The following is a 21,311-nucleotide window of genomic DNA, read 5'->3' as shown; positions in this document are numbered from 1 at the left end:
TGCCGTGCCGTCGCTGCGCTCCCACCCCGCCATCGGGGGAACGGTGTCGGCGAAGCGTGCGTTGGAGGAACTGTGGCCTCACTCAAGGGAATATTCAGGAACCTCCTGGACCGTCCGGGCGGCGTGCCCCTGACCCCCTACCAGAAGGTCGTCAAGGCGGCCGGCGAGCGCGCCGAGCGGATCAGGAAGCTCGACGAGCTGCCGCGGCCCGGGATGGACGACCTGGCCGAGTTCTGCGCCGTGGCGCGCGAGGCCGCCGACCGCACGCTGGGGCTGCGCCCATATGACGTGCAGCTCCTCGGGACGCTCGCGCTGCTCGACGGCAAGGTGGCCGAGATGGCGACCGGCGAGGGCAAGACCCTGTCGGGCGCGATGGCCGCCGCCGGCTACGCCCTCCAGGGCAAGCGGGTCCACGTGATCTCCGTCAACGACTACCTGGCCCGCCGTGACGCCGAGTGGATGGAGCCGTTCTACACGGCGCTGGGCGTGAGCGTGGGCTGGATCGACCAGAACTCCACGCCGGAGGAGCGGCGGGCGGCGTACGCGAAGGACGTGACGTACGGGCCGGTCAGCGAGATCGGCTTCGACGTGCTGCGCGACCGGCTGCGCACCGACGCCGCCGAGATCATCGTGCCGGCCCCGGAGGTCGCGGTGATCGACGAGGCCGACTCGGTGCTCGTCGACGAGGCCCGCGTGCCGCTGGTGATGGCCGGCGCGGGCGACGCGGGCGACGCGGTGCCGGAGATGGCGGCGCTGGTCCGGCAGCTCGTCCGCGGCTACCACTACGAGATCGACGAGCAGGCCCGCAACGTCTACCTGACGCCCAAGGGCGCCGACAGCGTGGAGAACCTCCTCGGCGTCGAGCTCTACGACGAGAACGAGCCCGGCACGCTCATCGAGCTCAACCTCGCCCTGCACGCCCACGCGCTGCTGACCCGCGACGTCGACTACATCGTGCGCGACGGCAAGGTCCAGCTCATCAACCCCTCGCGCGGCCGGGTCGCGCTGCTCCAGCGCTGGCCCAACGGCCTCCAGGCGGCCGTCGAGGCCAAGGAGGCGCTGCCGCCGAGCGAGAAGGGCGAGATCCTCGACTCGATCACCGTGCAGGGCCTGATCCGCCGCTATCCGCAGATCTGCGGCATGACCGGCACCGCGGTCGCGGTGAGCGAGCAGCTCGGCGAGTTCTACGGGCTGAAGGTCGCGGTGATCCCGCCCAACCGGCCCTGCGTGCGGAAGGACGAGCCGGACCGCGTCTACCCGACCGTGCCCGACAAGGACGCGGCGCTGGTGGAGGAGATCCAGACGGCGCACGCCACCGGCCGGCCCATCCTCATCGGCACGCTCGACGTGGCCGAGTCGGAGAACCTCGCCAAGCTGCTGCAGCGGCGCGGCATGGAGCCGGTCGTGCTCAACGCCAAGAACGACGCCGAGGAGGCCGAGATCATCGCGCGGGCCGGCGAGCGCGGCGCGATCACGGTCTCGACCCAGATGGCCGGCCGCGGCACCGACATCCGTCTCGGCGAGGGCGTGGCCGAGCTGGGCGGCCTCTACGTCATCGGCTCGGGCCGGCACGCCAGCAGCCGCCTCGACGACCAGCTCCGCGGCCGGGCGGGCCGCCAGGGCGACCCCGGCGCCTCGGTGTTCTTCGTCAGCATGACGGACGACCTGATCACGCAGTTCGTCCCCGACGAGCGGCCGCCCGCGGCCGACCCCGACGGGATCGTGCGGCACCGGCGCGGCGCCTACCTCGTGGGCCACGCCCAGCGCGTCGCCGAGGGCGTCAACCTGGAGATCCACCGCAACACCTGGCGCTACACCCGCCTGCTTGAGCAGCAGCGCGAGCTGATCCTGGAGTGGCGCGACAAGGTCCTGCACGGTGACGCCGCCTCCAGGGCGCTGGAGCAGGCCGATCCCGAGCGCTGGGCCGAGCTGCCCGAGGACACCCGCGACGAGACCGCCAGGCAGATCGTGCTGCACGCGATCGACACGTGCTGGACCGAGCACCTGGCCTTCCTCCAGGACCTCCGCGAGGGCATCCACCTGCGGGCGCTGGGCCGGATGAGCCCGGTCGACGAGTTCCACCGCGAGGCCGTGGCCGAGTACAAATCGCTGCTGGCCGAAGTGGAGCGGCGCTCGCTTGAGGCGTTCGAGTCGCCGGAGCCGGATCTCAAGCGGCCCTCCGCGACCTGGACCTATCTCGTGCAGGACAATCCGTTCGGCACCGAATGGGACCGCATTCTGCGGCGGGTCAAGAACGCCACCCGCCACGGCTAATCCCCGAGTCTTTCAAGGCGAGGAAAAAGGATGTTATGGGGTCGCGGCTGAGGGCAGTGAGGGGCCATGGCTACTTTGCTCTGGATCATCGCAGTAATCCTCGTCATCGCCGGGATCTATGTGATCCTGGCCCGCCGCGACCTTCTCTGGGGGATCGTGCTCATCGTCCTCGGGTTCCTGGTCGGCCCGGGTGGCGTCAGCATCTTCAATGTCTAGGGGCGCAGGCCGCCCGCACATCCGTTCGGCAACGCCGCTGGGCCGATCTCCGAGACCGGTCCAGCGGCTCCATCTTGCCTGTTTGCTGAAATAAGAGCGCACGTTTTTCACCGGACGACGGCGAGGACGCCACAGGCGCCCTCGCCGTCCGATACTCGGGTAATTCAGCAGTGGCCGTTCTCGCCCAGGCAGTAGACCGCGTACGCGCGGCCGATGACGGGCAGCGCCACGTTGCGCACCCGGATGCCGCCCGGCGTCATGCCCTTCTCGCTGCCCTTGTGCGCGTGCCCGTGCAGGATCAGGTCGGCACCCGCCGTGTCGACCGCCTCGGCCAGCAGGTAGCTGCCGAGGAAGGGGTAGATCTCGTGGGGCTCGCCCTCCAGCGTCTCCTTGACGGGGGAGTAGTGCGAGAGCACCACCTTCAGGTCGGCGGTCATCTCCTTCAGCGCGACCTTCCACGCCTCGGCGATGTAGCGGGTGTGGGCCACGAAGTTCTTGATCTCGCGCTCGCCGAACTCGCTCGCGCACTTGCCCGCGTACCCGCCGCCGAAGCCCTTGCCGCCGACTACGCCCAGCTTGACCTCGCCGCACTGGATGACCACGCCGTCGTCGTGGAGGACGATGACGCCGGCGTCGCGGAGCGCCGCGGCGATCTCGTACTGGAGGTCGGAGTGGTAGTCGTGGTTGCCGAGCACGGCGATCGTGGGGATGGGCAGGCCGCGCAGCTCGTCGGCCACCAGCCGGCCCTCTTCGAGGGTGCCGTGCCGGGTGAGGTCGCCGGTGAGCATGAAGACGTCGGCCCGCTCCTCGATGCCCTCCAGGTGTTTCCGGTACTGGCCGCGGACGTCCTCGCCCAGGTGGATGTCTCCGACGGCCGCGATGCGCAGTTCAGTCAAGATGCTCGTCCTCCCCCGGCTCGGTGACCTCCACGACCATGATCTCGTTGTGCACGCGCAGGTCGGGTGCGGCCTCGTGCGCCACCAGGCCGAGCCGTTCGCGCTGCTCGGCCCCGCTCACCTGACCGCGCAGGAAGAGCTGGTCGCCGCGGATGTCCACGCGGATCCCCAGCTCGTGCGTGCGCCCGTCCTCGGCCAGCGCCGCCTGGACGCGGGCCGCGACGTACTGCGGAGCTTCCATCGTCTCTCCTCCTCGCTTTGTCGTCGCGTGCCCGTGCATTAACGCCTCAAACGGTACGAATAAGGTCAATGACCGCCCGTTCCACCGGTCCCGCCGTCGCGAGCTGCCCGAAGTCGGCGTCCGCGCCGAGCTCGGTCAGCGCCGCGCCGATGGTCCTGTCCTGGTCGTACGCCTCGATGACGCGCGGGTCCACGTACGACGCCCTGGCCACGGTGGGGGTGTTGCCCAGGTACTCGGCGACCTCCCGCATGACGCGGGTGACGGCTCTCTTCTTCTTCGTCGGCCCCGCCCTGCCGGCCGGACGGGACACCGCCAGCCCGACGGCCGCCAGCACCGTCGCGTGCCAGGTGCGGAAGTCCTTGGCCGTGACCTCGTAGCCGATGATCTCCTTGAGATAGTCGTTGATGTCCTCGCTGCGCACGTCGGACCAGTCGCCGTCGCGGCGGTAGCGCAGCAGCTCGCCCTCCTTGGGGCCGGACCGCTTCAGCGAGCGCAGCACCGCGCACGCCCCCGGGTCGGCCACCTCGACCTCGCGCGGGATGTCGCCCTTGGCCTGGTAGGAGAAGACCACGTACCCCTTGTGAAAGCTCAGGTGCTCCATCCGCAGGGTGGCCAGGCCGTAGCTGTCGTAGCTCTCGCCGCCGATGCGGAAGAAGCCGATGTCCAGCAGCCGGGCCGCGGCGGCGAGGACCCGCTGCCGGGTCAGGCCGCGCCCCTGCAGCTGCTCGTCCACCGTCTTCCTGAACTCCGGCAGCCGCTCGGCCACCTCCAGCACCCGGTCGAACTTGGCCCGGTCCTGCTGCTCGCGCCACAGGTCGTGGTAGCGGTACTGGAGCCGCCCGGCCGCGTCGGTGCCGACGGCCTGCAGATGGCCGCGCGGGTCGGTGCAGATCCACACGTCCGTCCAGGCCGGAGGGATGGCGAGGGCCTTGATCCGGGCCAGTGTCTCGGCGTCGCGGACGGGCATGCCGTCGGGGTCGGCGTAGCTGAACCCGCGTCCCCGGCGTCGCCGGACGATCCCCGGCTCACTGTGATCGCTAGGACGCAGCTCGGGCACGACAGGCGGGCTACCCAGGACGTTAATGGGCAAACGAGAAGGGCAGAGGAGCGGGCATGGCTGATAAGGGAGAATGGCACGAGGAACGGTCCTCGCGCGGCCACGCCATGGTGCCGGCGACCCCGCGCGACGTGGTGCACATCCGGGTGGGCTCGTTCATTTTGGTGTTCCTGTTCGCCTTCACGGTGCTGGGACTCATCGCGCAGGCGCCGGTCATCACCGGCATCGCCGTCGCGCTCGCCGTGGTCACGGTCGTCGACATGATCTTCGCCGTACGACGTCAGAAGCAGGGCCGAGACGGAGAGGCGGGCTGATCGGTTCCATGGCATCACTACGCGGGCGGGTCGTCGTGGTGACGGGCGCGAGCGGCGGCGTGGGCCGCGCGGTCGTGCGCGAGCTGGGCAAGCAGGGCGCGAAGGTGGCGCTGCTGGCGCGCGGGACGACGGGGCTGGGCGCGGCCGCGGTCGACGTGGGCGCGGCGGGCGGCGTCGGCCAGGTCTACGAGACCGACATGGCGGACTACGAGCAGGTACGCGCGGCGGCCGAGCGCATCGAGACGGAGATGGGCCCCATCTCGGTCTGGATCAACACGGCCTTCTCCACCGTCTTCGGCCGCTTCACCGACATCGCGCCGGAGGAGTACGAGCGGACCACCCAGGTCACCTACCTCGGATACGTGTGGGGCACGAAGGTGGCGCTGGACCTCATGGGCCCGCGCAACCAGGGCGCGATCGTGCAGGTGGGCTCGGCGCTGGCGCAGCGCTCCATCCCGCTGCAGTCGGCGTACTGCGGGGCCAAGCACGCGATCCAGGGCTTCACCGAGTCGGTCCGCACCGAGTTGCTGGCCGACGGGAGCAACGTCAGGATCACCGTGGTCCAGCTCCCGGCGGTCAACACCCCGCAGTTCGAGTGGGTGCTGAGCAAGCTGCGCAAGCACCCCCAGCCGGTGCCGCCGATCTACCAGCCGGAGGTCGCGGCCAGGGCGGTGGTGTTCGCGGCCGAGCATCCGGAGCGCAAGGAATACTGGGTGGGCGGCATGACCGCCGCGACCCTCATGGCGCAGCGGGTGGCGCCCGCGCTGGTCGACCGCTACCTCGCGCGGACCGGCATCCAGTCGCAGCAGACCGACGAGAAGCCGCCGAGCGGCGTGTCCAACCTGTGGGAGCCGGCCGACGACGACACCGACTACGGCGCGCACGGCACGTTCGACCGGCGCTCGACCACGCGCAGCCCGCAGCTCTGGCTGTCGCAGCACCGCCGCCCGGTCCTGATGGGGCTGGCCGGAGGCGCGGCGGCGGCGGGCGCGCTGGCACTGCTGCGCCGCAGGTAAGCGGCTCGCAGGTCCAGATTTTTCCTCCCCAGAGGGATGAAAGCACACCTCTTGATCGGTTCGCCGATCGCCAGAGATGCGCGCGATTGCCACCATAGGCTCGCGAGGACGGCGGGACCCCGGCCCGGGACGGGTCCGGGGTCCCTTCATGCGAGCGCGAAGGCGGGAGCGCGTGAACGCAGCGACGGAGCCGCCGGGCGGCGGGGACGGCCTCTGGAGCCGGATGGCCGGAACGAGAGCCGAGCTCCTGGAGCTCAGGAACGAGGTCAGCCACGGGCTCACGGCGCTCGGCCGGCAGGTCGGCGAGCTGACCCGGCAGGCAGAGGAGCATCTGGAGCCGGCCCGTCACGAGGTGCTGGGCAAGCTGGACGCGCTGCGCCGCGAGCTGGCCGAGCTGGGGCTGAAGGCGGGCGGGCCCCCGGACGAGCAGCGGTGAGCGGGCAGCGTTGAACAGGCGGAGAGCTGGACCGGCGCGGGCCCCCGTCCGCATCGGGGCCCGCGCCGGGGCTCATCGTGGGGGAAGCGTGCGGGCTACTCGGCCGACTTCATGAGTTTGGCGTAGGCGAGCTGGAGCCAGTCCGACACCGCCACCGCCGTCATCGTCGCGCCGATGAGCCGGGTCGCCTTCGGCGCGATGACCAGCCCGGCGGCGTACCCGGTCGCCACCCACTGCGCCAGGCAGAACGGGCACGCCAGCAGCTCGCCGAGCGCGCCCCGAGGGCTCTCCTGCACCTCGGCGGGCCCGCCCTGGCCCTCGTACCGGGTGAAGGGGGCTCGGATGGGGCTGGTGACGGGGTCCTTGGCGATGCGCCGGGACACCTTGTGCGTGCACGCCGCCATGAGCGCGAGGTCCAGGATGCCGATCCGGTCGGGGACCCGCCGGTTCGCCAGGCCGGCCACGGCGGCCGCGACGGCCACCGTGCCGCCGTACGCGGCGAGGATGCCGAGGTAGCCGCGGAGCGGACGATTCTGCCCGCCGTCATAGGCCCTTTCCGTCTTCTCCAGGATTTCCGTCATAGGGCCTGTGACTACCCGGCAAGGGCCGCATCCAACGTCTACTTGACCATCCGCTGGGTAGCCCGAACCTATGAGCAGCCACGGTCACGAGGTCACCGACGCCATCCTCGACACCTTGAAGCGCGCCAGCTCCGGGCTCAAGGACGCCGGGGTCAAGTTCGCGCTGGCCGGAGGTTGCGCCGCTTACGCCCGAGGCGCCGCCCCCTCCCTCCATGATGTCGATTTCGTCCTCACCGAGCACGACGTGCCGGCCGCCCTGGACGCGCTGCGCCAGCTCGGTTTCCAGACGGCCAAGCCCCCGGAGGACTGGCTGGTCAAGGCCTACGACGAGGGCCGGCTGGTGGACCTGATCTTCCGCGTGTCCGATCTCGACATCACCGAGGAGCTGCTCGACCGGGCCGAGCCGCTGAAGGCGTCGGCCGTGATCGTGCCCGTGCTGGAGGCCACCGACCTGGTGATCTCGTGGCTGCTGCCGCTGTCGGAGCACGCCTGCGACTACGGGGCGCTGCTGGCCCAGGTGCGCGCGCTGCGCGAGCAGGTGGACTGGCCGCGGGTGGCCGCGGTGACGGAGGACTCCCCGTACGCGGCCACGTTCATCACCCTGCTGGAACGGCTCGGCGTGCTCAACGGCCCGGTCGAGCCCTCCGGCGACTCCAAGTGGCCCTGACGGACGCGCGCGCACGGCGTTAACGCGGCCGACGCGGGTAGACGGGGCGGAACCCGTCTCCGAGGAGGTCAAGATGCCCGAGCGCGATCTTCAATACCTGGCCGAGCTGGCCGCGCAACTACGCGTCGACTCCGTCCGCGCCGCCGCGGCCGCCGGCTCCGGCCATCCGACCTCGTCGATGTCGGCGGCCGACCTCATGGCGGTGCTGTTCGCCTGCCACCTGCGTTACGACTTCGCCGACCCCGGCAACCCGGCCAACGACCACCTGATCTTCTCCAAGGGGCACGCCTCCCCTCTCCTCTACTCCCTCTACAAGGCGGCCGGCGCCATCGACGACGAGGAGCTGCTGACCTTCCGCAAGCGTGGCAGCCGGTTGGAGGGGCACCCCACCCCCCGACTGCCCTGGGTGGACGTCGCCACGGGCTCCCTGGGCCAAGGGCTTCCCGTCGGCGTGGGGGTGGCGCTGGCCGCGCGGATGGAACGGCTGCCGTACCGGGTGTGGGTGCTGTGCGGCGACAGCGAGCTGGCCGAGGGGTCGATATGGGAGGCCGCCGAGCACGCCGGCGACGAGGGCCTGGCCAACCTCACCGTCATCGTGGACGTCAACCGGCTCGGCCAGCGCGGCCCCACCCGGCACGGCTGGGACACCGGGGCCTACGCCCGCAGGTTCGGCGCGTTCGGCTGGCACACGATCGAGATCGACGGGCACGATCCCGGGCAGATCGACTTCGCGCTGTCCGACGCCTCCAACACCCGCAGGCGCCCCACCGTCATCCTGGCGAAGACCCGCAAGGGCGAGGGCGTGCTGGAGGTGGAGAACCGCGAGGGCGCGCACGGCAAGGCGCTGAAGGACCCCGGCAAGGCCGTCGAGGAGCTGGGCGGCGTCCGTGACCTGCGGGTCGAGGTGCACGTGCCGGACGAGGCCCCGGCCCCGTTCCGCTTCGAGGACGGGCCGCTGGAGCTGCCGGCGTACAAGGTCGGTGAGGCGGTGGCCACGCGGACGGCGTACGGGGAGGCGCTGGCGGCGCTCGGCGCGGCCAGGGGCGACGTGGTGGCCCTGGACGGCGAGGTGGGCGACTCGACCAAGACCGAGCTGTTCGCCGAGGCGTTCCCCGAGCGCTTCTTCCAGATGTACATCGCCGAGCAGCAGCTCGTCGCCGCCGCGGTCGGGCTGCAGGTGCGCGGGTGGAGGCCGTACGCGGCCACGTTCGCCGCGTTCCTGACCCGGGCCTACGACTTCATCAGAATGGCCGGGGTGAGCGGGGCCTCGATCCGGCTGGTCGGCTCGCACGCGGGCGTGGCCATCGGCGAGGACGGGCCGTCCCAGATGGGGCTGGAGGACCTCGCCATGATGCGGCCCGTGCACGGCAGCACCGTGCTCTACCCCTGCGACGCCAACCAGGCGGCGGCCCTGGTGGCCGAGATGGCCGACCTGGAGGGCGTGTCCTACCTGCGCACCACGCGCGGCGCCACGCCGGTGATCTACGAGCCGGGCGAGCGCTTCCCCGTGGGCGGCTCGCGGGTGCTGCGGCGCTCGGCTGAGGACCGGGCCACGATCGTCGCGGCCGGGGTGACCGTCCACGAGGCGCTGGCGGCGGCCGACGAGCTGGCCGAGGCCGACGTCCCGGTCGGGGTGATCGACCTGTACTCGATCAAGCCGGTTGACGCGGCCGCGCTAGCCGAGGCGGCCACCACCACCGGCAACCTGATCACGGTCGAGGACCACCGGCCGGAGGGCGGGCTCGGCGACGCCGTGCTGGAGGCCGTCAGCGAGCTCGGGCCCCGGGTGGTTCAGCTCGGGGTGACCGGGCTGCCCGCCTCGGCGACGCCGGAGGAACAACTGGCCGACGCACGCATTGACCGCCGCGCCATCGTCGCGGCGGTCAAGCGGCTGTTGTGATCAGGCCCGGTACGGGGAAGGTCACCGCGACTTCGCGGTGGCCTTCCTGTTGGCCTTCTTGATGGCCTCGACCAGTTCCTTCTTGTTCATCCTGGATCGGCCGGGCACGCCCAGACGCTTCGCCACGTCCTGCAGATGCTCCTTGCTGGCGTTGGCGTCCACGCCTTCGGCCGTGCGGCCGGAGCGGTCCTTCGCGCCCTGGTCGGACGGGCCCTTCTCGGACTTCGGCTCCCAGTGGTCGCCGACCTTCTCGAAGGAGTGCTTCAACGCGGCGAACGCGGTCATGTGAGCGCGCCTGCCCTCTCCGTACTCCTCCACGGCGCTGTCGTGCGCCTTGATCCAGGTGCGCTGCGCCTTCTTCGGCGAACGCTTGATCGTCGACGGCAGCTCTTCGACTCCCGGCATTTCCTGTCACCTCCTACAGGGGCGGCTCGTCGTAGCGGCGGCGTTCCTCGTACACGGTGGTGCGGCGGGTCTCCGGCTCAGCGACGATGTCGTGACGGTGCACCGGCTCGTCGATCGGACCGACCGCCCTGCGGGTCACGGTGATCCGGTAGATTCCGAACAGGAGACCGACCAGACCGCCGAGCATGAGGATGACCCCCACCACGTTGATGTCGAGACCGGCGAGGTCGAACTCGACGGCCCAGGTGAGGATCGCGCCGAGCATGATGAGGATGATGCTTCCGGCGATGGTCATCTGATTTACCTCCTTGACACGAGGAACTTCTATCCACATGTCGAAAAACAAACCAGTCGTGGTGATCGGGCTGATGGGATCGGGTAAGACCACCGCCGGTCGCCTCATCGCGGACGCCCTCCACCTCCCCCTGAGTGACAGCGACCCCTTCCTGCGGACCCGCCACGGCGGCACCGCCAAAGAGATCGTCGCCCGCGAGGGCGCCGACGCCCTCCACCGCTACGAGGCCCAGCACGTCCTGATCGAGCTGGCCGGCGAGCCCAAGGTGATCGCGGCGGCCGCCAGCACCGTCGAGGACTCCGAGGTGCGCCGGGCGCTGCGCGAGGTGTTCGTGGTGTGGGTGGACGCCGACGACTCCGTGCTCGCCGAGCGCATGAAGTCGAGCGACCACCGCCCCGGCTTCGACCCCAAGGTCATGCGGGCCCGGCGCGAGCCCTATTTCAAGGAGATCGCCGACATGCGCTGCGACGTGGGCGTCCTGCGGCCGGAGCAGGTGCGCGACGAGGTGCTGAGGGAGTTGCGCTCGCGCGGCCTGGCATAATGATCATGACACATGGGCCCCCCGAGGCGCGCGGGGGGCCTGTGGCGTCCCTCTCGTCAACCATCCACGCGCGTCACGCATCTAAACGCTAGTGAGTATGCGCTTGGTGCCCGGCGACCCCGAACGGCTTGGCGGCTTCTGGCTGGCGGGCCGGCTCGGCGCGGGCGGGCGCGGGGTCGTCTACGACGCCTACGACGACGACGGCCGCCGCCATGTCGTCACCGTGCCGCGCGGCGAGGCCCCCGGCCGGCGCTACGAGCGGGTCTCGTGCCCCCGGCTGGCCGAGGTGGTCGCGGTCGGCGTGGACGGCCGGGTCCCCTACGTGGTCGCCGAATTCGTCGACGGTCCCGACCTGCGGCGCGCGGTCGAGCTGCACGGCCCGTACGCGGGCGAGGAGCTGCTCGCGCTGGCCGACGCCCTCGGCGAGGCGCTGGAGGCGCTGCACGCGGCGGGCCTGACGCACCGCGGGCTCAACCCGGAGAGCGTGCTGCTGGCGGCCGACGGCCCCAAGGTCATCGAGCTGGGGCTGCCCGCCGCCGGCACCGTGGACGGCACCTTCACCTACCTCGCGCCCGAGACGCTGACCTGCGGGGAGGCGGGGGCGGCGGCCGACGTGTTCGCGTGGGGCGCGGTGGTGCTCTTCGCGGCCACCGGGCACGACCCGTTCGCCGGGGGGAGCCTCGGCGGGGTGATGCACCGGCTGCTGACCGTCGATCCCGACCTGGACGTCCTGCCCGAGGGGCTGCGCGAGCTGGTCGGGAGCGCGCTGGCCAAGGACCCGGCCGAGCGGCCCGAGGCGTCCCGGCTGCGGATCGGCGCCTCCGTGGTGCTGCGCCCGCCGGAGGGGCACGCCGGGCCGCGGTCGCTCGGGGAGCGGGCGGAGGAGGCGTACCAGTCGCTCACCCCCGCCCAGCAGGAGCAGGTGCCCAGCCTGCTGCTGCGGCTGCTCGACGGCGAGAGCCCGCACGACGAGGGGGACGTGCTGGGCCCGCTCCTGGCCGCCGGGCTGGTGGTGCGGCGCAGCGTGCGCGTGCCGCCCGCAGAGACCCCCGTCGGGAAGCTGGTGGCGGTCGGCGACGGGCGGGTGGCCCCGGCCAGCGCCGCGCTCTACCGGGCCTGGCCCCGGCTGCGCGGCTGGGTGGCCGACGAGCGCGAGAGCCTGATCGTGCTGCGGAGCATCCGCGAGGCCGCCGGGCGCTGGTCGGCGCACCGGCGCGGGCGCGGCCACCTGCTGCGCGGCGAGGCGCTCGACACCGCGCTCGGCTGGGCCGCCGTCAAACGCCGCCACCTGCGGCTGAGCCAGCTCGAACGGGACTTCATCGCGGGCAGCGTCGCCCTGTCCAAGCAGCGCAGGCGGCTGCTGGTGCCGGGGCTCGGCGTGGCCGCCGGGGTGCTGGCCGTCGCGGTGTCGATGGCGGTGGTGTCCGTGCTGGGGCAGCACGAGCTGCGCGGGCGGCTCGTCGAGGCGAACGCGCGGGCGGTGGCGGCACGGGCGGAGGCGCTCCGGTCGTCGGACCCGCGCACCGCGATGCGGCTGAGCGTGGCCGCCTGGCGGCTGTCGCCGGTGTTCGAGGCGCGGGCCGCGTTGCAGGCCTCGCTCGTCCAGCCGGAGCTGGGCGTCTTCACCGATCCCGCGCCCGACTCGCGGGCCCGCTACCTGCTGCGCGGGGACGAGCTCGTCAAGAGGGACGCCGACGGCGTGACCGTGTGGGACGTCGTCGCCGGGCGGCAGACCGCCCGCCACGCGCTGCCGCCGGGCAACCCGGCGCTGAGCGAGGACGGGCGCTTCGCCGAGGGCGTGGACGGGCGGCCGTTCGAGCTCGCCACCGGCCGGACGCCGGGCGACGCCGCCGTGTACGCGATCAGCCGCGGCGACCGCACCCGCGTGTACCGGGGCGGGCGGGTGCTGCTGGAGGTCACCGGCCGCGAGGTGGCGCTGTCCCCGGACGGGGCGCGGGCGGCGCTCTCGCTCCCCGACGGGCGGGTGGAGCTGTGGGAGCTGGCGGGACACACCCGTACGGCCACCGTCACGGTCCGGCCGCCCCGGACGCCGGAGCCGGCGGCGCCGCCGATGGCGTTCAGCCCGGACGGGCGGCTGCTCGCGGTCGCGGGACGGGCCGGCGTCACCCTCGTGGACACCCGCAGCTCCGTCACCGGCCCCCTCCCCCCACACCCCGCCCCCGACGTCACCGCCTCCCTACCCCCGGCCCCCGGCCCCATCGGCCCCCTGACCAGGACCGCGCTCCCCACCGACCCACCGACCAAGGACGCGACCCCGGAGGCCACCCCCTCCCTCACCGGGGGTGGGCGTGTGGGGAGGCCGGCGGGCCCGGTGGGCGGGGCTGCCCCGGCCGGGCCGCCCGTCTTCAGTCCCGACGGCCGCCTGCTCGCCCTCCCCGGCGCCGGCGAGGTACGGGTCTGGAACGTCGCGGAGCGCCGCCTGTCCGGCTCCTACCCCCTCCGCGACCCCCAGCCCGGCCTCGCCTTCTCCGCCGACGGCCACTGCCTGCGCTACCTGAGCGGCACCGGCTCGGTGGTCTCGCTGGACGTCTCCGGCCTGCCGGTCCCGTCAGAGGCGCGCGAGGCGGCGGCGTTCTCCGGCAACGGCAAGGTGGCCGCCAAGGCGGTCGGCGACGCGATCGAGGTCACCGACACCGAGGACCGTACGAAAGTGGGCAGGATCGCGGCCGACGGCGACCTGGCGTTCGACGCGAGCGGCAGGCTGCTGGCCGTCGCCGGCGACCCGGTGACCGTCTGGCAGGTGCCGGGCGGCGAGCTGGTCAGCTCCGTCGACGCGGGCGGCGACGTCCTGGCCGTGGCCCTCTCCCCCAAGGGCGACCTGCTGGCCACGGCGCGCGGCCGCACCCTGGAGACGTGGGAGGTGCGGACGGGCCGCCGCGTCAGGGTCTACGAGGGCTCGGGCGACCTGGCGCTCGCGTTCAGCCCGGACGGCGCGACGCTGGCCGCCGGCTCCACGCTCCTCGACCTGCGCAGCGGCCGGGTCACCCTGCTGGACCTGCGGACCGGCGGGGCCACGTCGGACGCGCCGGTGCCGACGGCGCTCGCCTACTCCCCCGACGGCCGCACGCTGGCGTTCGGCCTGGACGGCGGCCGGGTGCTGCTCTGGGACACCCGCGAGCGCGAGCGCGTCGGCACGATCGACACCGGCACCTCGGCCGTCGGCGCGCTGCGCTTCTCCCCCAAGGGCGACCTGCTCGCCGTCGAGGCGGCCCGTACGACGCTCTGGGACGTCCGCACGCTGCGCGAGGTCGGGCAGGTCGCCTCGTGGACGTCCGGGCTCGCCTTCAGCCCCGACGGCAAGCGGCTGCGCGGCGTGGCGCTGGACGGCACCGTACGCGAGAGCCCCGTGGACCCGGCGCTGGCCGCGCGGGAGGTGTGCGACCGGGCGGGCGGGTCGCTGAGCCGGGCGGAGTGGTCGCGGCTCATCCCGGAGAGCGGCTACCGGGACGTGTGCTGACCCCGCGCCGGGGTCAGTCGTGCGGGTAGAGCCTCAGCACCTTGCCCTTGACGTCGGCGACCAGGTAGCCGCCGCGCTGGTGGTCGTCGCTGACGTACACGCGCAGGATCGGGCGGGGGTTGGCGGAGAAGGTGTCGGAACCCACGATCACGTAGCGGGACGTGATCTTCTTGACGCCGAGGTCCTTCTCGGCCTTCCTCAGCAGGGCCGGCAGGGCGTTCCAGCCGTATTTGTCCAGGTCGACGATGGGGTCGTTGATCTCCCTGCCGAAGCCGGGTGACAGAGTGACCTTGCCGCCGCGGTAGTCGTAGGAGTCGGAGACCTCCGGGTCGTCCTTGTTCGGGGCCTGGATGACGGCGTAGGTCGGGTAGACCACCATCTCGGCGACCTTGCCGCCGCCGATCGCCGGCTTCAGCTTGGCGATCATGGCCCGCATGCCGTCGGGGGTGAGCAGGTTCTCCTGCGCGGGCTCGGCCTCGCCGGTCGAGGTCTGCTCGGGGGTGGTCTGCTCGGCGTCCTCGCTCGCCTGCGGGGAAAAGGCCTGTGTGGTGGGCCCGGTGTTGCCGACGGCGTCGTCGAGCGGGAGGAACCGCCAGGCCAGGACGCCCGTCACCACCACGGCCGCCATCGTGGCCGCGCCGATCGCGTTGCGGACGCCGCGGCCGGAACGCCGGGAGCGCACGGTGTCCTTCTCCGACACGGGCCTCGCGCCGTACGGCGGCGGCGTGGCGGCGTAGCCGTACGGTAAGCCGCCCTGCCCGGGACCGGTGGCGACCTGGGGCGGCCCCACCGGCCCCGGCTGGGGAGGAACGGCAGGACCGGGCGCGCCGGCGGCCGTGGCCAGCATGCGGTCCAGCACGTCCGGGTGCGGGCGGGCGCGCGGGTCGCTCTGGAGCAGGGCCTGGAGCACCGGGGTCAGCGCCCCGGCCCGCTCCGCCGGCGGCACCGGCTGGTTGAGCACGGCGGCCAGCGTCGCCAGCGGCGTGGCCCGGCGCATCGGGTGCCGCCCCTCGACGGCGACGTACAGGAGCATGCCGAGCGACCACAGGTCGGAGGCCGGATCCCCTTCGTGGCCGTTGATGCGCTCGGGCGCCATGTACTCGGGCGAGCCGATGAACGACCCGGTCGCCGTCAGGCTCGTGGACTCGCGGACGGCCGCGATGCCGAAGTCGGTGAGCACCGACCCGCCGTCCTCGCGCAGCAGCACGTTGGCGGGCTTGACGTCGCGGTGCTGGATGCCGACGGCGTGCGCGGCCCGCAGCGCGGACAGCACCTCCCGCCCGAGCCTCGCCGCCTCGGCGGGCGTCATGGGGCCGCGCTGGAGGCGGTCCTGCAGGGAGCCGCCGGTGACCAGCTCCATCACCAGCCACGGATAGGCGTGCTCGCCGGGATCGACGATGTGGTGGATGGTGACCACGTGCGGGTGGTTGAGCCGGGCCAGCGCGCGGGCCTCGCGCAGGACGCGGGCGCGCAGCTCGGCCGCCGCCGCGGGGTCGCGCGCGTCGTCGTATGCGGGGTCGGGCGGGCGGACCTCCTTGAGCGCGACCTCCCGGTGCAGGGCCACGTCGCGGGCCCGCCACACCAGGCCCATGCCCCCGCCGCCGAGCCGCTCCAGCAGCTCGAAACGGCCGTCGATCACCCGATTCTGCATGAGGAGCAGCGTAGGGCCGCCACGCTCCTCCCGTCATCACGCCTCCGTCGTCCGGGCCCCGCGTCCGCATCGCCGGACGCGGGGAGAATTCACTTAGAGGAAAGGAGTCATTGCGGCCTGTGATCGACGCCGATTGCCCCTACCTTTGTGCTCATGGATCCCCTCATCAGCCGCCGGGCGCTCAACCGGGCCACGCTGGACCGCCAGCTCCTGCTGAGCCGCACCGACCGCGGCGTGGTCGACGTGGTCGAGCACCTCGCCGGGCTGCAGGCGCAGACCCCGCACACCTGGTACACCGGCCTGTGGAACAGGATCGCCGGCTTCGACCCGGTGGCGGCCGGGGACCTGCTGCTCAAGCGCGAGCTGGTCCGCATCGCGTTGCAACGGTCCACCATCCACCTGGTCAGCGCCCGCGACTGCCTGGCGATGCGGCCGCTGCTGCAGCCGGTCACGACGCGCATGACGCGCAGCGTGTTCGGCAAGCGGCTGTCAGGGGTCGATCTGGACAAGCTGGCCGAGGCCGGGCGCGAGCTGCTCGCGTCGCGGCCGATGACCTTCGCCGAGCTGGGACGTGAGCTCGCCGCGCGCTGGCCGGAGGCCGATCCGCACGCGCTCGGCCAGGGGGTGCGCTCGCTGGTGCCGCTGGTGCAGGTGCCGCCCCGCGGCGTGTGGGGCCGCAGCGGGCCGGTCGCCCACGCCGACGCCGAGTCGTGGCTCCGCTTCCGCACCACGCCGATGACGGCGGGCGAGCTGGTCGAGCGCTACCTGGCGGCGTTCGGGCCGGCCTCGGTCATGGACATGCAGACCTGGTCGGGGCTGACCCGGCTGTCGGAGGTCGTGGAGACGCTCGACCTCAGGCGCTTCGGCGACGGGTCCGGCCGCGTCCTGTACGACCTGCCGGACGCCCCCCGCCCGCCGGAGGACGTCCCCGCGCCGGTGCGGCTGATGTACGACTTCGACAACCTGTTCCTGTCGTACGCCGACCGCTCGCGGGTCATCAGCGACCTCGGCGGGGCCGTGCTGACCCGCTTCTCGGGGACGAACGTCCAGCCCCGGATGATCCTGGTCGACGGCTTCACCGTCGGCGACTGGACGTACCGCCGCGCCCAGGGCGTCGCGACGCTCAACGTGCACGCCTGGCAGCCGATCAAGGAGCGGGACGAGGTCGAGAAGGAGGCGCTGGCGCTGCTGGCCTTCCTCGCGCCCGGCGACGAGCACGAGGTGGCCTTCTTCAACGCCTCCTCCATGGGCTGATCAGGCGTCGGAGGCGGCCGAGAGCTCGGCCGTCCGCTCCACCTCGGCGATCTGCTCGTCGGTGACGACGAGGCTGCCGAACTGCTTGACCGCCTGGTAGTACGTCCAGGCGAGCCCGTCGCAGGTCGTCTTGGAGACCCCGGAATACCCGGCGCACACCTGCCGCAGGTCGTAGTAGAAGGCGTCGTCGATCCGCGACTTGTTCGCCGGGAACTGGCTCACGGACTTGTAGTTGCGGTAGCCGAAGTCGTGCCGGCGGCAGGGCATGCGGAAGTCGAAGCCGAGCGGCTGGTCGGGGCTGCTCGAGCACAGGTCGGTGGACCAGTCGAAGGCGTAGTCGGCCCAGGCCGCCTGGTTCTCCCAGGCGGAGCGCCACGCGACGGCGCTCGGCGTCGTGGGCTGGCTGAACCCGGAGAGCGCGGCGAGCTTCTGCTCCAGCGTCACCGCGTGGGCGGGCAGCCCGTACACGGTGGTCAGGGAGATCGCGGCGAAAAAGAGCGTGGCGAGGCAACGTCGGACCATGGGAATCTGCTTCTCCTGCCGGGAAACGTGAGGACTCGATCAGATTCGCGTGACGTCCTTACGATGAAGGGGAAAACCGGGTAACGCAGAAGCAGAAAGTGCTCAATTTCCCCGCCGTGATTGACGGAACGTCGCCCTTTACAGAAAGGCCGTTCCGTGGTCAGCCAGGTAGGTCAGATTTCGTGCAGGCGGCGGATCACGACCTGTTTGGCGGAGGCGAATTCCTCGTCCGTCAGCACGCCCGCGCGGTGCAGCTCGCCGAGCTCGGCGAGGCGGCGCAGAACGGCGTCGTGCGCGTCACCACCGGGCGGCGGGGCGGGCGGCAGCTCGGGCGGCTCCTTCGGCAGCTCGCGGGGCAGGCGGGCCAGCACCGCCGCGGCCACCAGGGCGGTCGCCCCGCCGAAGCGCTGGATGCCCCACGACACGCAGCGCAGGTCCTTCTGCGGCGGCTGCGCCGGGCCCTCACCCTTGATGCGGAAGCGCAGCGTGCCGTAGCCCATGCCGGACTGCGGCTTCCACTCCACGCCGGTCACCGCCGACAGCGGGTATTCCTGCGGCCCCGCCTTCTCCTTCTCCGACGCGGCGAAGCCGGTCCACTCCAGCCGCACCCGCTCGCCGTCGAAGATCACCGTGCCGTCGCCCGCGGTGGCCGAGATGGGGACGTCGGGGCCGGGCAGCAGGTATTCCTCGCAGGGGCCGGCGGGCTGCTGGTAGATCTCCAGCGTGTCGCGCACCTCGTCGGCGAAGTATTCGGCCGCGCCGGCGCGGGCCTTCGGAACCGCGAGCCGGTAGGGGTCCGCGGGCGGCCCGAGCGTGCCCGCCACCGCGTCGGAGAGCGGATCGGCCCCCTTGCGCAGCCGCAGCCGCAGGTGACCGCCCTTACGGGCGGGCTCGAACGTCACCCCCGCGATCGCCTCGCGCGGCACGGTGACCGCGCCCAGCGTGCGACGGAGCTCGTGCACCTCCTTGCCGCTGCCGGGCACCACGCGCAGGAGGTCACCGTCGAACGTCCATGACCCGTCGGGGATCGCGATCTCGGCCATGTCCACAGCCTAGGTCAACGCCCAAGGCGACGATCACGACAAAAGCGGCCACTCCAGGAGCGCCGACCAGCCCAGCCGCTCACGCCGCTACGCGCCTCCCGGCCGCCCACGCCGGCACGCACCTACCGGTCGCTCACGCCGGCACGCGCCTCCCGGCCGCTCACGCCGGCACGCGCCTCCCGGCCGCTCACGCCGCTACGCGCCTCCCGACCGCTCACGCCGGCACGCGCGTCTCCCTGGCGACCCTGGCCAGCCAGCCGGCGGCCTCGCCCGCGGGCAGGATCCGGCGCAGGCGCACGTCCGGCCGCATCAGCGGGTAGATCCGGCCGGCGCGCCACGACCGCTCGTACGCGGGCCGGTCCAGGACGAGCACCCGCACCCCGGCCACGCGGGGGATGTCGGCCGGGCGGCCCTCGTCCCAGATCCGCCCGCCACGGCCGTCCAGCAGCGCGAACGAGCCCCGCACCGTGGGCGCGGCCGGGTCCGCCGGCCCGTCGGTCGAGGCCCGCACCCACGCCGGGTCCGGCCGCACCCCCTCCAGCAGGCCCTCGGCCTCCGGCCCGCTCAGCACGTCGGCGAGCAGCGTGTGGAGCTGGGCGTTGTCGCCGATCCCGCCGATCACGACCTCGTAGCCGCGCCCGGTGGGCCGGTGCAGCACGATCAGCCGCTCGTCGTCGAGCACGCGTAGCAGCCCGGCCAGGAACTCCAGGTCGGGGCGCTCGTCCAGCACCGTCCCGAGGGCGGCGATCAGCCGCTCGCGGCCCGGCAGCGCGTGCCGCAGCCGGGGCGAGAGCTGCAGGATCGACAGCACGGGCAGGCTCCGCAGGTGCGCCATCGACCAGGCGTCGGCCAGCTCCACCGCGGCCTCGCGGGTGAGCGGCGCGGCGGCCAGCCGGTCGGCCGCGGCCTCGGTCCAGTCGTGGTCGTCGGCCACCGGCTCGGGCGGCGCCTCGCCGGTCGCCGTACGCCAGTGGGCCGCGAACGTGCCGGCCAGCTCCAGGCAGTCGGCCAGCTCGGCGACCAGCGGCGCGGCCACCGGCTCGGGATCGCCGCCCAGCTCGGCCAGCGCGCCGCAGAGCACGCCCAGGCGGGCGCCGATGCGTACGGGGACCCGCTCGAAGAGGTCCCCGAGCCGCGCGAGGACGGCCGACAACGCCGGCTCGTCGGCGGATCGGGCGGCGGCGTACAGCCTGGGCAGGGTGTCGAGGAGACGAAGAGGGTTCCGGTCGGCCGCGGCGCGGTGAAGTTCGTCGGAGAGTTGATCGAGCATTGCGGAAGGCTATGACATCAAGGGTGACGTACGTCGCTCTTTCGGGGTTGAGCCGGTTACGAGCAGCGGACGATCCGGTTGCCGCCGAAACGAGCGAAGGCGCCCTCCCCGGAGGGAGAACGCCTTCGAACGATGAGTGCGCCGCCAGGGACTCGAACCCCGGACCCGCTGATTAAGAGTCAGCTGCTCTGACCAACTGAGCTAGCGGCGCAACACGAGTAACTGTATCAGCCGCCGAGCGGTGCCCGCACATCAACCGAGGCGGGCGGCCAGCCTCCCGTACGCGGCGATCATCAAGTCCCAGAAGCGCGGCACGTCCAGCGCGGTCGCCACCAGGGCGTTCGCCTGGCGGCCCGTCACGGCGAAGTCCGTCACGGTCATGCCGCGGGTGTGGATGCCGGCCGTCTCGACGTTCACGACGGCGGGGACGCAGGTGAACAGCGACGGGTCCAGCACGTACGCGACCGCGCACGCGTCGTGGATGGCCGGCCCGTCGTCGTCCGTGACCTCCTTGTACGACTGCGCCCCTGGCACCAGCAGCTCCGCCAGCCGCCCGAGCGGGCGCATCCGGTCGAGCACGGCGGTGTCGACCACGGCCGACAGGGTCACGTCGAGGCCCAGCATCGTGACGGTCCACCCGGCCTCGAACACGATCGCGGCCGCCTCCGGGTCGGCGAGCATGTTGAACTCGGCGGCCGGGGTGTGGTTGCCGCGCGTGTAGGAGCCGCCCATGATGACGATGTCGCGGGCCCACTCGACGACGCGGGGCTCCTTGCGTACGGCGAGGGCGAGGTTCGTCAGCGGGCCCACGCCCACCAGCGTGATCTCGCCGGGGGCGGCGCGCAGCGCGTCCACGATGAAGTCGACCGCGTGACCGGGCGACGGGCCGCGCAGCGGTGCGGGCAGCACCACGGTCCCGAGCCCGCTGGTCCCGTGGACGGTGGCCCGTACGGTGTGCCGCAGCAGCGCGCCGGCGCTGCCCGGCGTCACCGGCACGTCCCCGAGGTCCAGGAACTCCCGAAGCGCCAGCGCGTTCGCCGTGGTCAGGGAGAGGTCCACGTTGCCGCCCACCGTCGTGACGCCCACCAGGTCGAGGGCGTCGCGGGAGCCGGCGATGAGGGCGAGGGCGAGTGCGTCGTCGATGCCGGGGTCGCAGTCGATCAGAACTTTCTTCACGTAACGGGAGGATACGCACCCGGGCGCGCTCGGCGCCCGGGTGCGGGCATGGATCGGGCCGGGCAGTTCCCCCAAATC

General features: G+C 72.7%; 21 protein-coding genes and 1 tRNA gene. 10 read left to right on the top strand and 12 right to left on the bottom strand.

The genetic code is table 11. From position 1 onward, the window contains the following. Positions 1 to 72: 72 nt before the first annotated feature. Complete coding sequence (secA2, locus tag ABD292_RS08830) at positions 73 to 2,274, top strand: accessory Sec system translocase SecA2 (protein WP_344206566.1); 2,202 nt, start codon at positions 73 to 75, stop codon at positions 2,272 to 2,274. 66 nt (positions 2,275 to 2,340) lie between these two features. Then, entirely contained in the window at positions 2,341 to 2,490 is a 150-nt protein-coding gene (locus tag ABD292_RS08825; protein WP_020543887.1) for a GPGG-motif small membrane protein, read from the top strand. Positions 2,491 to 2,654: 164 nt separating this feature from the next. Here ABD292_RS08825 and ABD292_RS08820 read toward each other — a convergent pair whose 3' ends face one another. The 3 genes from ABD292_RS08820 to ABD292_RS08810 are packed head-to-tail and all read right to left on the bottom strand — an operon-like array spanning position 2,655 to position 4,684. Beyond that, positions 2,655 to 3,386, bottom strand: a complete 732-nt coding sequence (locus ABD292_RS08820; protein ID WP_344206565.1) for a metallophosphoesterase family protein — start codon at positions 3,384 to 3,386, stop codon at positions 2,655 to 2,657. Continuing rightward, complete coding sequence (locus ABD292_RS08815; protein WP_329590726.1) at positions 3,379 to 3,627, bottom strand: BON domain-containing protein; 249 nt, start codon at positions 3,625 to 3,627, stop codon at positions 3,379 to 3,381. Before ABD292_RS08815 ends, ABD292_RS08820 begins: the two co-directional genes overlap by 8 nt. Positions 3,628 to 3,673: 46 nt before the next feature. Further along, the gene (locus tag ABD292_RS08810; RefSeq protein ID WP_344206564.1) at positions 3,674 to 4,684 is read right to left on the bottom strand and encodes a DNA topoisomerase IB; all 1,011 of its coding nucleotides are present in this window, start codon (positions 4,682 to 4,684) and stop codon (positions 3,674 to 3,676) included. A gap of 56 nt (positions 4,685 to 4,740) precedes the next feature. Here ABD292_RS08810 and ABD292_RS08805 point away from each other — a divergent pair, with 56 nt between their 5' ends. From ABD292_RS08805 to ABD292_RS08795, 3 genes are all read left to right on the top strand, one after another. Then, positions 4,741 to 4,998, top strand: a complete 258-nt coding sequence (locus ABD292_RS08805) for a hypothetical protein (protein ID WP_344206563.1) — start codon at positions 4,741 to 4,743, stop codon at positions 4,996 to 4,998. A gap of 8 nt (positions 4,999 to 5,006) precedes the next feature. After that, positions 5,007 to 6,014 carry an SDR family oxidoreductase gene (locus ABD292_RS08800; RefSeq protein WP_344206562.1) on the top strand — a complete coding sequence of 336 codons (1,008 nt, stop codon included), beginning with the start codon at positions 5,007 to 5,009 and terminating at the stop codon, positions 6,012 to 6,014. A 172-nt stretch (positions 6,015 to 6,186) separates the two neighbouring features. Continuing rightward, on the top strand, positions 6,187 to 6,450 hold the full coding sequence (locus tag ABD292_RS08795; protein WP_344206561.1) for a hypothetical protein: 264 nt from the start codon (positions 6,187 to 6,189) through the stop codon (positions 6,448 to 6,450). Positions 6,451 to 6,545: 95 nt separating this feature from the next. Here ABD292_RS08795 and ABD292_RS08790 read toward each other — a convergent pair whose 3' ends face one another. Beyond that, a complete protein-coding gene (locus tag ABD292_RS08790; RefSeq protein ID WP_344206560.1) occupies positions 6,546 to 7,031 on the bottom strand; it encodes a DUF1360 domain-containing protein in 486 nt (161 codons plus the stop codon). A 70-nt stretch (positions 7,032 to 7,101) separates the two neighbouring features. Here ABD292_RS08790 and ABD292_RS08785 point away from each other — a divergent pair, with 70 nt between their 5' ends. Both ABD292_RS08785 and ABD292_RS08780 read left to right on the top strand, forming a co-directional pair. After that, entirely contained in the window at positions 7,102 to 7,698 is a 597-nt protein-coding gene (locus ABD292_RS08785) for a nucleotidyltransferase (RefSeq protein WP_344206559.1), read from the top strand. A gap of 73 nt (positions 7,699 to 7,771) precedes the next feature. Beyond that, positions 7,772 to 9,598 carry a transketolase gene (locus ABD292_RS08780; protein WP_344206558.1) on the top strand — a complete coding sequence of 609 codons (1,827 nt, stop codon included), beginning with the start codon at positions 7,772 to 7,774 and terminating at the stop codon, positions 9,596 to 9,598. Between the two features lie 21 nt (positions 9,599 to 9,619). Here the strand turns inward: ABD292_RS08780 and ABD292_RS08775 are convergent, their stop codons facing one another. Both ABD292_RS08775 and ABD292_RS08770 read right to left on the bottom strand, forming a co-directional pair. Then, positions 9,620 to 10,003 (bottom strand): ChaB family protein, encoded by a 384-nt coding sequence (locus ABD292_RS08775; RefSeq protein ID WP_344206557.1) that lies wholly within the window; start codon positions 10,001 to 10,003, stop codon positions 9,620 to 9,622. A gap of 13 nt (positions 10,004 to 10,016) precedes the next feature. Beyond that, complete coding sequence (locus ABD292_RS08770; protein WP_020543898.1) at positions 10,017 to 10,298, bottom strand: hypothetical protein; 282 nt, start codon at positions 10,296 to 10,298, stop codon at positions 10,017 to 10,019. A gap of 37 nt (positions 10,299 to 10,335) precedes the next feature. On the opposite strand from ABD292_RS08770, the gene ABD292_RS08765 reads away from it, so the two are divergent. Together ABD292_RS08765 and ABD292_RS08760 are read left to right on the top strand one after the other, a co-directional pair. Further along, positions 10,336 to 10,839: a shikimate kinase gene (locus tag ABD292_RS08765; protein ID WP_344206556.1), complete on the top strand. Its 504-nt coding sequence runs from the start codon at positions 10,336 to 10,338 to the stop codon at positions 10,837 to 10,839. A gap of 97 nt (positions 10,840 to 10,936) precedes the next feature. Continuing rightward, the gene (locus ABD292_RS08760; protein WP_344206555.1) at positions 10,937 to 14,317 is read left to right on the top strand and encodes a protein kinase domain-containing protein; all 3,381 of its coding nucleotides are present in this window, start codon (positions 10,937 to 10,939) and stop codon (positions 14,315 to 14,317) included. 13 nt (positions 14,318 to 14,330) lie between these two features. Here the strand turns inward: ABD292_RS08760 and ABD292_RS08755 are convergent, their stop codons facing one another. After that, positions 14,331 to 15,968: a serine/threonine-protein kinase gene (locus ABD292_RS08755; protein ID WP_344206554.1), complete on the bottom strand. Its 1,638-nt coding sequence runs from the start codon at positions 15,966 to 15,968 to the stop codon at positions 14,331 to 14,333. Positions 15,969 to 16,121: 153 nt separating this feature from the next. On the opposite strand from ABD292_RS08755, the gene ABD292_RS08750 reads away from it, so the two are divergent. Next, positions 16,122 to 17,222 (top strand): winged helix DNA-binding domain-containing protein, encoded by a 1,101-nt coding sequence (locus ABD292_RS08750; protein WP_344206553.1) that lies wholly within the window; start codon positions 16,122 to 16,124, stop codon positions 17,220 to 17,222. On the opposite strand, the gene ABD292_RS08745 is transcribed toward ABD292_RS08750, so the two are convergent. The 5 genes from ABD292_RS08745 to ABD292_RS08725 form a co-directional block, all read right to left on the bottom strand. After that, complete coding sequence (locus ABD292_RS08745; protein WP_344206551.1) at positions 17,223 to 17,744, bottom strand: phospholipase; 522 nt, start codon at positions 17,742 to 17,744, stop codon at positions 17,223 to 17,225. Between the two features lie 173 nt (positions 17,745 to 17,917). Beyond that, positions 17,918 to 18,787: a DUF4429 domain-containing protein gene (locus ABD292_RS08740; protein WP_344206550.1), complete on the bottom strand. Its 870-nt coding sequence runs from the start codon at positions 18,785 to 18,787 to the stop codon at positions 17,918 to 17,920. Positions 18,788 to 19,001: 214 nt separating this feature from the next. Further along, positions 19,002 to 20,057, bottom strand: a complete 1,056-nt coding sequence (locus ABD292_RS08735; RefSeq protein WP_344206549.1) for a hypothetical protein — start codon at positions 20,055 to 20,057, stop codon at positions 19,002 to 19,004. Positions 20,058 to 20,194: 137 nt separating this feature from the next. Further along, positions 20,195 to 20,268 (bottom strand) — tRNA-Lys (locus tag ABD292_RS08730). Positions 20,269 to 20,309: 41 nt separating this feature from the next. Next, positions 20,310 to 21,233: a nucleoside hydrolase gene (locus ABD292_RS08725; protein ID WP_344206548.1), complete on the bottom strand. Its 924-nt coding sequence runs from the start codon at positions 21,231 to 21,233 to the stop codon at positions 20,310 to 20,312. Positions 21,234 to 21,311 lie beyond the last annotated feature (78 nt).

The organism is Nonomuraea bangladeshensis, assembly GCF_039529455.1.
In the GTDB taxonomy this organism is placed as follows: domain Bacteria; phylum Actinomycetota; class Actinomycetes; order Streptosporangiales; family Streptosporangiaceae; genus Nonomuraea; species Nonomuraea bangladeshensis.
Note: the sequence above shows the minus strand (reverse complement) of the source record. Positions and strands in the feature narration are given on the sequence as shown.

What these genes read in the sequence shown, in the direction of transcription:
- ABD292_RS08825 (WP_020543887.1), top strand. Translation starts at nt 2,341, where the DNA reads ATGGCTACTTTGCTCTGGATCATCGCAGTAATCCTCGTCATCGCCGGG.
- ABD292_RS08815 (WP_329590726.1), bottom strand. Translation starts at nt 3,627, where the DNA reads ATGGAAGCTCCGCAGTACGTCGCGGCCCGCGTCCAGGCGGCGCTGGCC.
- ABD292_RS08805 (WP_344206563.1), top strand. Translation starts at nt 4,741, where the DNA reads ATGGCTGATAAGGGAGAATGGCACGAGGAACGGTCCTCGCGCGGCCAC.
- ABD292_RS08800 (WP_344206562.1), top strand. Translation starts at nt 5,007, where the DNA reads ATGGCATCACTACGCGGGCGGGTCGTCGTGGTGACGGGCGCGAGCGGC.
- ABD292_RS08790 (WP_344206560.1), bottom strand. Translation starts at nt 7,031, where the DNA reads ATGACGGAAATCCTGGAGAAGACGGAAAGGGCCTATGACGGCGGGCAG.
- ABD292_RS08785 (WP_344206559.1), top strand. Translation starts at nt 7,102, where the DNA reads ATGAGCAGCCACGGTCACGAGGTCACCGACGCCATCCTCGACACCTTG.
- ABD292_RS08780 (WP_344206558.1), top strand. Translation starts at nt 7,772, where the DNA reads ATGCCCGAGCGCGATCTTCAATACCTGGCCGAGCTGGCCGCGCAACTA.
- ABD292_RS08775 (WP_344206557.1), bottom strand. Translation starts at nt 10,003, where the DNA reads ATGCCGGGAGTCGAAGAGCTGCCGTCGACGATCAAGCGTTCGCCGAAG.
- ABD292_RS08770 (WP_020543898.1), bottom strand. Translation starts at nt 10,298, where the DNA reads ATGACCATCGCCGGAAGCATCATCCTCATCATGCTCGGCGCGATCCTC.
- ABD292_RS08765 (WP_344206556.1), top strand. Translation starts at nt 10,336, where the DNA reads ATGTCGAAAAACAAACCAGTCGTGGTGATCGGGCTGATGGGATCGGGT.
- ABD292_RS08760 (WP_344206555.1), top strand. Translation starts at nt 10,937, where the DNA reads ATGCGCTTGGTGCCCGGCGACCCCGAACGGCTTGGCGGCTTCTGGCTG.
- ABD292_RS08755 (WP_344206554.1), bottom strand. Translation starts at nt 15,968, where the DNA reads ATGCAGAATCGGGTGATCGACGGCCGTTTCGAGCTGCTGGAGCGGCTC.
- ABD292_RS08750 (WP_344206553.1), top strand. Translation starts at nt 16,122, where the DNA reads ATGGATCCCCTCATCAGCCGCCGGGCGCTCAACCGGGCCACGCTGGAC.
- ABD292_RS08745 (WP_344206551.1), bottom strand. Translation starts at nt 17,744, where the DNA reads ATGGTCCGACGTTGCCTCGCCACGCTCTTTTTCGCCGCGATCTCCCTG.
- ABD292_RS08740 (WP_344206550.1), bottom strand. Translation starts at nt 18,787, where the DNA reads ATGGCCGAGATCGCGATCCCCGACGGGTCATGGACGTTCGACGGTGAC.
- ABD292_RS08735 (WP_344206549.1), bottom strand. Translation starts at nt 20,057, where the DNA reads ATGCTCGATCAACTCTCCGACGAACTTCACCGCGCCGCGGCCGACCGG.